The following is a 10,822-nucleotide window of genomic DNA, read 5'->3' as shown; positions in this document are numbered from 1 at the left end:
CCAGCCTCGGAGCTCCGGCCCCACCGACGGAGCGAATCACCTTTGCTGCGGGCGACAGAGCGAGCCCGAAGGAGGCGGCCGCGCTTGCCAGACACAGCGTGACGGCACGCAAGGGAGCGTCGTGCGGGGCCCTGATGAGTTGGCTGGTTTTCCAGCCCAGGATCAGCACGAACACCGTGCCGACGAATAACACTACTGTGATCATTGCCAACCCTGCCGATCGCCCAGCGCCGCCTGGACACGGTCGACCGATGGATCCGTGGACGGGGTCGAGTCGACGCAGTCCAGTACGGAGGCCCATTCAAGGATGATGGTGGCGACCAGTTCGGCCTCGCGTTCGTGCCCCTCGTCATAGGACGAGCGCCGAAGTGCCTTTTTGATGACATTCGTTGAAATGTCCGGAAACTGTTGCCTCAGGAATTCGTCGTCCGTATCAGGACCTTGATGATCCGCCATGATGTGGCCGAGCTCGTGCAGAATGATGTGGTCCTGGTGGATCTTGCTGGTCTCGAGTTGGTAGAAGATGTAGTCGGCCGAACTCGACGCGATCCACAGGCCGAAAGGGCCGGGTATGGGCAGGGAATGCGGCACAAGCCGGATCGGGCGTCCGCGCTGCTCTCCGAGCAGGTGGCACAGGACTTCGACTCTCAGCGGGGGCTGGATGTCGAGTTGCTGCAGCATGCGCCTGCAGCGTCGGCGTAACTTCCATTCGGGCAAGGTGTTCCCCCGAGCGTTTCTGGTCTTGTGGTCGGGTGCTGCGTGTGCGGCAGAGTTGGTCTTGTGGTCGGGTGCCGCATATGCAACAGGGCGTCGGCCGCGGGTAGCGAGAAGGAATCAAGTCACTTGTCGGGCGGGTTCTGACGCTCGGCCTGCTCCAGGCGGTAGACGACATCGAGGAGGTCCATGACCTGCTTGCGGCGTTCGGTCGACAACTGGCCGGCTCGCATCGCCATGAGTTTCGCGTCGCTGCCGGAGGAATCTTCTGCCAGCCGCTCCCGAGCTTCGGCCAGACGCTCCAACTGCTCCGTGATGCGATCGCCGACCTCGGGGTCGATGAAGTAGGCGGTCGACACTCCGAAGAAATCCGCCAGCGCGTCCATGTGCTTCAGGGTCGGGTTTGTCTTGGTGCCCTTCCGTAGCTGCCAGATGTAGCTCTGGGAGATCGTGACACCCCTCTGCCTGATGGCGGCCGCGACGTGCTCGTTGCTGAACTCGCCGCCTGCTTCGGACCGGATGGTCGCGAAGAGTTGGTTGAGCCTGTCCGCCAGGCTGCGGCTGGTCCCATGCGTCATCACGTCTCCTTGCTGCGCGCCCCCGACACCGGATTCCACTCAGATGAACGTGCGCAGAGTGTACCGGAGTGACAACAGTTGAAATGGGTCAACCCGTGCGCTAGCGTCCGGGGTGTTGATCTCAACTGCGGTGAAGCGGGCGCTAGTTGGATCTTGCTCGTGAGTCCATGGTCGGATCTGTGGTGGCTCCACGTGCGGGGGAGGGTGCTTGATGGCAAAGGACCAGGGGGGGCTCTACCTGCACGGACCGTCGCGAGACGCCCGCCCTGCGGCCGGACCGCGGCTGGAAGAGCGGGAAAGCGGCCTTGGCCGGGAGGTGCACCGGGTGCCCGTCCGCTGCCTGTCGGGGGTGAGCTCGCCGCGCATCTCCGGAGCGGACGCCGATCACGTTCGGGCGCTTGCCGGTCTGGGTGTGCCCTTACCGCCCGTCGTCGTCCACCGGGCGACCATGTGTGTTCTCGACGGGGTGCATCGGGTGCAGGCCGCGGTGCTGCGTGGCGAGAGCGAGGTCGAGGTCCACTACTTCGACGGCGGTGAGGACGAGGCGTTCATCCTTGCCGTGCAACTCAATTCGGCACACGGCAAGCCGCTCTCCTTCGCCGACCGTGCGGCCGCCGCGGAACGGATCATCGCGTCCCATCCGCACTGGTCCGACCGGCGCATCGCAGCCGTGACATATATGGCGCCGAAGACCGTGGCTGCCCTTCGAAGACGTTCGACCGAGGACGAGGCTCGGTTGAACAAGAGGGTGGGGATGGACGGGCGTGAGCGCCCGGTGAATCCTGCCGAGCGGCGCCTTCTGGCTGCGGATCTGTTGGCGAAAGACCCCGAAGCGCCGTTGCGAAGGATCGCACAGCAGGTGGGAATCTCCTTGGCGACCGCGAGCGATGTGCGCCAACGAATGCTCCAGGGCCGGGACGTGCTACCGCCGAGACTTCAACAAAAGGGAGCGGTGGTCGGCGCCGGCCAGGGGGAGGCGGAGCAGCGTGAACACGCGGGAGATGGCTGGGAACGCCGTGCAGGCCTGCCGATATCGGCCCCCGATGTCCCCGCCGTACTGGAGAGCCTTCGCAGGGACCCGTCCATGCGTCTCTCCGAGCCGGGGCGCAGCCTCCTTCGGCTGCTGAGCATCCATCCCTCGGAAGCGGCTGAATGGCAGCAGCTGGTACGCGGTGTACCTCCACACCGTGCCACCCTCATGGCCCGCGTGGCGCGAGGCTACGCGGAAGCCTGGCTCCAGGTCGCCCGGAGTCTTGAGCAGGATCTCTGACCCAGATTCCTGGCAGCGCGGACCGGCAAGCGAATCGTGGCGGGCAGCTCTTTGCCGTCCCCTCATCATGATCGGCCGCAGTGGCGGGGTTGGGGACGCTTGCGCCGATCAGACGCGTCCTCGTTGACAGGGATGACCGCACACGCCGCAAAACGGCTCCGCCGCTACACCGCGTGGGGCCTTGCGCAGGCCGCGTTTGGCTCCTTGCCCATCGAGAGCACAAGGCCGTAGGCGCCCGCCTCACGCCCCACGCGCCACCAGGGTCCGTCCCTGCCGGAGCCGGGACGGTGACCGGGGGTGCGTCCCCCGTCGTGATGTAGGGGATCAACGTGGAAATCTGCGGGTCCGCGCGCGATGCGCAGATCCGCGGACCTCCGGTGACTGACGCTCCGTCAAGTCTGTTGCGCCGCGTGGGGCCACCCATAGGTGTGACCTCGGACATGGGTGGCCCGAGGCCGACCGCCGCGTGGGTCCATGTATCGCCGTGAGCTGACGCATCGTCAGTGGATCTCGCGCCCCAAGAGCTCGGATCTGGACCGTGACCTGGGCCTTCTCGTCTTGATTCCCCAGGCCGCCTTGCGGGACGCGTATTGAGACCGGAGCGCGATGCGCGCTCTTTGAAATTTCTGTTCGGGTTTCACTGTGGATTCTTCGTTCGTTTGGTGGCAGCGACGCATCCGGCGGGTTGCTGAGTTCGTTCCGAGCTGTCATGCCATGTGGGAATCAGAGATTCCGGATGTTTGTTCGTGAAATCTCTTGAGCGGTCAAATGGCAGCTGCCTACTGTTCAGAGGTCCACCTTCCCGGCCGAATTCCGGAAGCGGATCGCCGTGTTCTGCAATCGGAACAGCGGCCACCTGCAAATTGAAAGGGTGTGAATCAAGCGTGACGCTCATAGCGGACCACCTCGCCATGCGTGAACGAGCCGGCGCCATCGTGGCGATGGCGGTTGCCCGCGCATGGAAGGATTCGGAGTACCGGCGCGACCTCGTCGCGAGACCGAAGGCCGTTCTCGCGGAGGAGGGCTTCGAGTGCCCGGACGGCGTCGACCTGGAGATCGTCCAGGACACGCCGACGGCGAAGTACGTCAGCCTGCCGCCCGACGCGGCGGACAGCACCACGTCCGTGTCCCTGGTCGAGCAGGCTCTTCCGCTCGAGACCGGCCGGGAACTGCGGCTGGTGCAGAGCAGCGAAACCAAGTGGTACATCGTGTTGCCCCAGGCCCCGGCCGGTCTTCAGCTGGAGGGGACGCCGGAGCTGGTCCTGAACCGTGCCGCAGCCGTCGAGAACGGCTGGGTGTGGACCATCACCAACGTGGCCGCGGTGGCGGAGGCGGCGGCGGTCGCCCTCGCCGTCATTACCTGAGCCGGTACGACGTACGGAAAAAGACCCGTGACGGTTCTTCCTGAGCCGTAGCGGTGGCCGGGGGCCGGCGCGCGCGTTGGCCCCCGGAATTCCCTCGGCTATACGGCCGCTTCGGTGCAAAGCTGGCTTTTCAACGTGCGGCACCCCCTAGGTGTGCCGTTTTTGCCCGGTCCTGTAATGGGAGTGATGAACCATGTCCGCAGCCATGCGAGACGGCGAATTCTATTCACTGCTCGGCGATACATCCGGTGTTCCGTACGACTACATCCGTGACGTCGCATGGACGAAGCGGACCCTGGAGAGATGGCTCGTTGACAAGGCGTTCCGCGACCGCTTCTCGGAAGACGCCGCAGAAGCCCTGAGGGGCATCGGATCACCGCTCACCCCGGAGCAAGTAAGACCCTTCCTCGGTGACAAGGAGGAGACGGACGGCGATGACCGTGAGATTCTGCTCTCGGCGCGTCGTTATCGGGCCTTCCTGATGGAGAAGCTCGACCATCGTGCAGAATTACGCGCCCATGGCCAGACGACCACGGACCGGCGCATGGCCGCGTGGCGGGCGCGTCAGATGAAGCGGTGCAACGGGGAACTCGGGGCATCCCGCTCGCAGGCCATCGTGCACGCCCCGGCCGCATTCGAGCTGTCCAAGGGCTGCACCGTCGGCTGCTGGTTCTGCGGCGTCGCCGCCCCGAAGTTCGACCACACCTGGCCGTACACCGACGAGCACGCCGCACTCTGGCGCGAAACCCTTCGGGTGATGGATGCGACCATCGGCGAGCCGATGCGTGACGCATTCCTCTACTGGGCGACCGATCCGCTGGACAACCCGGACTACGAGCACTTTCTCACGGCCTTCCATGAGGCCCTCGGCCAATGCCCGCAGACCACCACGGCGATCGGCCACAAGGACGTGGAGCGCACCCGGCGGCTGCTGGAGCTGGCGCGCGGACGAGGTTCGAAGGTTGACCGCTTCTCGATCATCGCTGTCAGCGCCTTGCACCGGATCGAGGAGGCGTTCACCGCCGAAGAGCTGCTGCATGTCGAGTGCATCCCGCAGAACAAGGGAGCGGCCAAGTCGTTCCGCAAGTCCAACGCCGGGCGCGCCCGGAAGTTCGCGCACAAGCGCAGCGACGAGCTGGTGCCCGAGGACGCCAGCTCGACCATTGCGTGCGTCTCGGGCTTCCTCTTCAACATGGTCGACCGCAGCGTACAGCTGATCACGCCGTGCGATGCGTCCGACCGCTGGCCACTGGGCTACTGGGTCCTGGACAAAGGGACATTCGACACCGGAGCGGAACTGAGCGAGCTCATCGAGACCATGATCGCGAAGAACATGCGGACCCGGCTGCGGCTCCAAGACCCGGTGCGTCTGCGCCCCGACGTGAAGGTGACTGTCGCCGACGGAGAACTTCGGGCGGTCTCGCGTGGGCAGCACCTGACCCTCGGCCAAGGAGATTTGGACGACCTCGCCGAGTGCCTGACCCGGGGTATGGCCAGTGCGGAGGAACTTGCCGTGCGCCGCGAGAAGCGCGCCGGCGTTCCCCTCACGCAGACCCTCGCCTGGCTCAACTCGCTCTTCGACGAGGGCCTGCTCGACGAGGAGCCCGAGCCTCCCGCTTCCGAGCCCGCTCCGGTGGCGCTGGGCATGCCGGCCCGTGCCGCCTCATGACGGACACGCACGGAATAACTGAGGCCGACGGCATGACCGACTCGCACCGTGGTGCACCGCTCGTACAGGCCACGAACACGCGCTTCGACACCCCGCTCGAGTTGACCAGCGGACGTGTCCTGCCCGGGTTCGGCCTCTCGTACGAGACGTACGGCCGACTGGCCCAGGACGGCGCAAACGCCGTCCTGGTCTGTCACTCGCTCACCAAAGGCGCCCACGCGGCGGGTCGCCGTACGGCACAGGACGCCCGCCCCGGCTGGTGGGACGCGGCGATCGGCCCAGGTTGCATGCTCGACACCGACCGGTACTTCGTCATCTGCTCGGACGTCCTCGCCGGTGGAGAGTCCACGGGGCCGGCGAGCACCGACCCGGCCACGGGACGCCCGTACGGGGCCGCCTTCCCCGTGGTCACGATCGAGGACATGGTCAACGCCCAACGCAGACTGATGGAACGCCTCGGGATCGCACAACTGCACGCTGTGATCGGCGGCTGTTTCGGCGGTCAGCAGGCACTGCAGTGGGCCATTTCCTACCCTGACGCGGTCCGCAACGCCGTCGTCATCGGAACCGGACCCGACACCTCCGCACACACGATCGCGATTTTCTCCGTGCTGCGCCATCTCATCCGGAGCGACCCGCACTTCAACGACGGTGACTACTACGCCGGCTCCGGCCCAGTCCGCGGCCTGGCCAGCGCTCTGGTAGCCGCCGTACCGCTGTGGATGAGCCGTGACGCGATGGGGCAGCGGTTCGCCCGCCGGACCGTCGGAGGGCAGCCGCCCCGGTACACCCTGCGTGCGGAGTTCGCGGTCGAGGCGTTCCTCGACAACATCGCGAACCAGCCACGCCCCGCCATCGACCCCAACGCACTGCTGCACCTGATGCGCGCGGAGGAGTACTTCGACCTCCCCGGCCGCTACGGCAGCCTAGGGACGGCCCTGAAACCCGTGACCGCTCGCACCCTGTTCGTCAGCTACCGCTCCGACTGGCGCTACCCGCCAGAGGAGACCGACCTGATGCACCAGGTCTTGCTGCGCCAGGGCACGTCCTCGCGCCACGCCGTCCTGGACAGCACGCTGGGGCACGGCGGGTTCCTCTACGAGGTCGAGGCGCTCGCCCACGAGGTCACGCCCTTCCTGGCCGAGGAGGACGCCCTATGACCCCTGCACAACTGCGTGGCGTGGCGTGGGAGCAGGTGTGTCGGCACATCGACGGCTTGTCGATCGGCACCACTATGGTCGCGCTGCACCGACGCGATGTCCTCGCCCGGCTGCTGACCGACGAACCTGTGGAGGTGCAGGACCTCGCCCGGAGCGTAGCCGCCAATCCCGGATACCTGCACGTTGCCCTCGGTCTGATGGCCAATCAGGGATGGCTTGTACCTCACGCGCCTCAAGGGTCCGTCGACACGTTGGGCTACCTGCCCACCCGCCACGGCCGTACCGTCATGACCGCACTCGCCGCCTCCTACGCGTCGGCGACCACGTTCCTTCTCCTGGCCCAGCGGCTCGGCCGGGTGCTATTCACGGACCGCGACCGGGAGGGCGAGCAGGAACTGGCCGCGGTACGCGACCACATGCGAGCCGAGTGGCATGTGCCCGGCGATTTCCGCCCGATCGCGCCCCGGCTTCAGGTACTGGCTCACCTGGACGGCCACATCACGGCGCCCTTGGTGGCCCATCTGGCCAGGCGTGGTCTCCTGAACGCGGACACGGACATCATCTCCTTCACCGCCGATCACCGCGCCAACCCTCGTGCTCTGAGGACCGCCTGCGAGATCCTCGCGCACCAGGGATGGGCCACCGTGTACGACGACATCGCCCGGCTCACGCCGCTGGGCGCCGTCGCCGCCGCTTACGCGCGCCAGTACTGGCACCCCGTCAGTTATCTGCCCGCGCTCAGGAACGTGGACCACCTGCTCTTCGGCGGCCCTGCCGCGGCCGACGCCGTCCCCGACGAGGACGCGCACCTCGACAGGGAATTGGACATCGTCTTCAGCGGGGACGTGTTCACCGCTACCTGCCGGGAACCCTTCCTGGACGTGTGCCTGCCCCTCTTCGACGAGCCGGACCTCGACCGGCAGCCCGCCCTCGTCGTCGACTCGGGATGCGGGGACGGGACCCTGCTGCACACCCTCCATACCGCGATACGCGACCGCACGGCCCGCGGCAGACGGCTCACCGACCGTCCGCTGCTCATGGTCGGCGTGGAGCCCAGCCCCGTGGCTCGGCACATCACCGCCGAACGGCTCGCGCGGGCGGGCATCCCTCATCTCGTCATCGACGGCGACATCACCGATCCCGACAGGATGGCGCGCCAACTGGCCGGGCACGGACTGGACGCCGCCGACGCCCTGCACGTCAGCAAGTCCGTCATCCACGACCGGAACTTCCGGGCAGGGCGGCCCCGTTCCCTACCCGACACGGCCCGGCCGCCCCGCATGCTCCGCTTCTTCGCCGATTCCGACGGGCAGGCGATCACCCCGGACGCCATGGCCCGCGATCTGGCCGCGCACTTCCACAGCTGGCGCGCTCTCGCCCGCCGTCACGGTCTCGTCGTCATCGAGGCCCATGCCCCCGACGCGACGCGGGCGGCGATGCTCAACGGCACCACCCTGGCGACCGATCTCGACGCCACGCACGGCTACTCCCGTCAGTACCCGGTGGAACCACAGGTGTTTGCCTGGGCGGCCGAAGTGGCCGGATTCCGCAGCGTTCGACATCACGACCTTGGCACCGCGAACAGCGGACATACGATGCTGACCATCGACCACTTCACAACGCGTGAGGAGCGATGATGGTGCTGTCCGTCGAGGGCGTGTGTGCCGGATACCGCGGACGACCCGTCCTGACGGACGTGAGCCTGGACTTCGGACCGGGCGTGCACGTCCTGCTCGGCCCCAACGGAGCAGGGAAGACCACCCTGTTCCGGGTACTGGCCGCGGTACTCAAGCCCACTTCTGGGCGGGTGCTGATCGCCGGCCGCGATCCACACCACGACCCTGGCGCCAAACGGCTGATCTCCGTGACCGCGCACCGGGCCGCGCTCTCACCCCAGTTGACCGTCGGCAGAAACCTCGGCTACTGGGCCCGTGTCCTCGACCTGCCGGCTGCGCTGCGCGAGCAGCGCATCACCGACGTCGTCTCCGAGCTGCACCTGCACGACCTCGTCGACCGGAACGCCGGAACCCTCAGCCGCGGCCAGACCCAACGCGTCGCGCTGGCCAAGGCACTGCTCTCCGATCCTCCCGTCCTGCTTTTGGACGAACCCACCACAGGCATGGACCCGGCGGCGACCGCCGACCTCAGGGAGCGACTGCGGGGACTCGCTGCAGACGGTCGTACGATCATCGCCTCCACCCACAACATGAGCGAGGCCCAGGCACTCGCCGACGATGTCACGGTGCTGAGCGCCGGCCGCATCGCCGGGCGCGGAACTCCCGCCGAACTGCGCGAGGAGATGGTCGGACTCGGCATGCGCCTGCGCATCCGTGCCCGCCTGGATCCCACCGAAGCGCTCCGCCGTCTCGGCCACGAGCCCGTCCCCGACCGTGAGGGCGCGGTCCTGGTCGAGGTCGCCGGCGACAGCGAGACCGAGACCCTCATCGAGGAGCTCGTTCGTCAGGGAGTAGGGCTCAGAGAGGTCGCCCAGGCCAGCAACGCCCTGGAAGACGTCTTCCTCCACCTCGACAACCAGACCCACCACCAGCCCGCCTACCAGACCTGGGACCAGCAGTGACGGCACCCGCCGGAATCCCCCGCCCGTTCGCGCTCACCCACGCGCTCATCTGGCGTCTGCTACATGAGGGCAGACGCCATCTGCTCGCCCCGGTGCTGCCCTTCGTCGCGGTGCTCGCCCTCATGGTGCTCACTTCCCTGCGCGGCAGCGGAGCGGTCAACGGCGCCGGCTCCTTCCTCGACGTCGCCGCCCGCTACACCAGCGGCGGCCACGCCGTCACCATGGGTATCCTGCTGACGCTGGGCCCGGCCCTGGCCGCGTTCTTCAACGCCGTGTCCGTGACCCGTGCCGTACAGGGCCTGGTGGGCGCGGAGGTCACCCGGGGCGGCTTCGAGGAACTGCTCAGCGCCCCCTACACACCCAGGCGCATCGCTACAGCCGTCCTCGGCTACATGGCCGCCGCGGCGACCGGGTTCTGGGCCGCCTACATGGCCATCGTGGCCCTGGCCACGGGCCTGCTCGTGGCCACGACATCAACGCGGCTCCACCTGGACGCGGGATACACGGCACTGTCACTCCTCCTGCCTCTGCTCATCGCCCTGACGAGCGGCAGCCTCGCCCTTTTGGTCAGCTTGTTGTTCCCTCGCCTCACCCAGATCGGCGGCGCGGCGGGCCTGTCCGGCGGAAACCTGGGCAACGTGATCGCCATGCTGCCCGCGATCGGCTCGCTGTTCGCCCTGACGTACGGGCTGCCGCACCTGGGGGCCACCCGGTTGCTGCTGGCCGCCGGAGGCATCACGTTCCTCATCGCCGTTGCGTCGGTTGCCGTCGTCGCCGCCTGCTTCAGCCCCGAGACGGCACTCGATTCCTGACACGTCGATTCCCTCCCCCTACCGCAAGGAGACATGCCCTATGGCTGGCAAAACGATCGTGCGATGCTCTGCAGGGCACCTGTTCACGGCGACGTGGGTCCCGCTGATCGGCATCAAATCGATACGCCTCACGCCCAGCCGCCGCTACGCGAGGTGCCCGGTCGAGCGGCACTGGGGCATGGTGACGAAGACCGACAGCATGAACCTGAGTCAAGCCGAACTCGCATCGGCACAAGCCCACGACGCGGGTCTGCAGTGACCCGCTAAGCGGCCCCCTGAATCTCCCGGATGTTTGTCCCTATTGAGCCCCCCACCGCGCTGGTGACACGGCATGCACATCTGAGGGATTTGTCTAGTTCTCGTACGGAGCAGGGCGGGATGAAACCCCGGTGGACCGTCCCTCACGATGCGCCTGGGCGGCAGGACCGCCACCCGCGTACGCTGCATGGCAGATATCACGGAGTTGTCCCAGGTCGCGGCCGTTTGCGTCCGCGACGAAGTCGAACGTGACCGGTACGACAGGCGTCCCCCGGTGTGTGGGAGGTGCGGTTTCTGGCTTGTGCAGGCACTGCTCGATATCAGAGGACGACGAAGGCGCTTTTGTCGAGGTCGGACGAGTCCCCTCATGCGCCCGTCTGGCCTCGTCAGGAGCTGCGCTTGCAGCCACGCGGTGCCCT

The 10,822-nt window shown here is 67.1% G+C and carries 10 protein-coding genes and 1 pseudogene; 8 read left to right on the top strand and 3 right to left on the bottom strand.

Annotated elements, in window-relative coordinates:
• The 3 genes and pseudogenes from ABZ656_RS34475 to ABZ656_RS34465 all read right to left on the bottom strand — a co-directional run.
• Window positions 1-205 (bottom strand): annotated as a pseudogene (locus ABZ656_RS34475) (hypothetical protein); the annotation flags it as partial.
• On the bottom strand, window positions 202-681 hold the full coding sequence (locus ABZ656_RS34470; protein ID WP_218978290.1) for a hypothetical protein: 480 nt from the start codon (window positions 679-681) through the stop codon (window positions 202-204). The gene ABZ656_RS34470 and the pseudogene ABZ656_RS34475, both read right to left, overlap by 4 nt.
• A 158-nt stretch (window positions 682-839) precedes the next feature.
• A complete protein-coding gene (locus ABZ656_RS34465; RefSeq protein WP_360273251.1) occupies window positions 840-1,292 on the bottom strand; it encodes a helix-turn-helix transcriptional regulator in 453 nt (150 codons plus the stop codon).
• 208 nt (window positions 1,293-1,500) lie between these two features.
• On the opposite strand from ABZ656_RS34465, the gene ABZ656_RS34460 reads away from it, so the two are divergent.
• From ABZ656_RS34460 to ABZ656_RS34425, 8 genes are all read left to right on the top strand, one after another.
• A complete protein-coding gene (locus tag ABZ656_RS34460) occupies window positions 1,501-2,562 on the top strand; it encodes a ParB/RepB/Spo0J family partition protein (RefSeq protein ID WP_129592326.1) in 1,062 nt (353 codons plus the stop codon).
• 884 nt (window positions 2,563-3,446) lie between these two features.
• The gene (locus ABZ656_RS34455; RefSeq protein ID WP_101406312.1) at window positions 3,447-3,926 is read left to right on the top strand and encodes a nitrile hydratase subunit alpha; all 480 of its coding nucleotides are present in this window, start codon (window positions 3,447-3,449) and stop codon (window positions 3,924-3,926) included.
• A 205-nt stretch (window positions 3,927-4,131) separates the two neighbouring features.
• The gene (locus ABZ656_RS34450) at window positions 4,132-5,595 is read left to right on the top strand and encodes a radical SAM family RiPP maturation amino acid epimerase (protein WP_180362590.1); all 1,464 of its coding nucleotides are present in this window, start codon (window positions 4,132-4,134) and stop codon (window positions 5,593-5,595) included.
• The gene (locus ABZ656_RS34445; RefSeq protein WP_101406314.1) at window positions 5,592-6,755 is read left to right on the top strand and encodes a homoserine O-acetyltransferase; all 1,164 of its coding nucleotides are present in this window, start codon (window positions 5,592-5,594) and stop codon (window positions 6,753-6,755) included. Before ABZ656_RS34450 ends, ABZ656_RS34445 begins: the two co-directional genes overlap by 4 nt.
• Window positions 6,752-8,392 carry a hypothetical protein gene (locus tag ABZ656_RS34440; RefSeq protein WP_129592327.1) on the top strand — a complete coding sequence of 547 codons (1,641 nt, stop codon included), beginning with the start codon at window positions 6,752-6,754 and terminating at the stop codon, window positions 8,390-8,392. The genes ABZ656_RS34445 and ABZ656_RS34440 overlap by 4 nt, the downstream gene beginning before the upstream one ends.
• Window positions 8,389-9,333, top strand: a complete 945-nt coding sequence (locus ABZ656_RS34435) for an ABC transporter ATP-binding protein (RefSeq protein WP_101406316.1) — start codon at window positions 8,389-8,391, stop codon at window positions 9,331-9,333. Before ABZ656_RS34440 ends, ABZ656_RS34435 begins: the two co-directional genes overlap by 4 nt.
• Entirely contained in the window at window positions 9,330-10,145 is an 816-nt protein-coding gene (locus ABZ656_RS34430) for a hypothetical protein (protein ID WP_101406317.1), read from the top strand. The genes ABZ656_RS34435 and ABZ656_RS34430 overlap by 4 nt, the downstream gene beginning before the upstream one ends.
• A gap of 40 nt (window positions 10,146-10,185) precedes the next feature.
• Window positions 10,186-10,404 carry a hypothetical protein gene (locus tag ABZ656_RS34425; RefSeq protein WP_101406318.1) on the top strand — a complete coding sequence of 73 codons (219 nt, stop codon included), beginning with the start codon at window positions 10,186-10,188 and terminating at the stop codon, window positions 10,402-10,404.
• Window positions 10,405-10,822 lie beyond the last annotated feature (418 nt).

This window comes from Streptomyces sp. NPDC007095 (assembly GCF_040634475.1).
In the GTDB taxonomy this organism is placed as follows: Bacteria; Actinomycetota; Actinomycetes; order Streptomycetales; family Streptomycetaceae; genus Streptomyces.
This window is presented reverse-complemented; position numbering and strand designations above follow the sequence as displayed.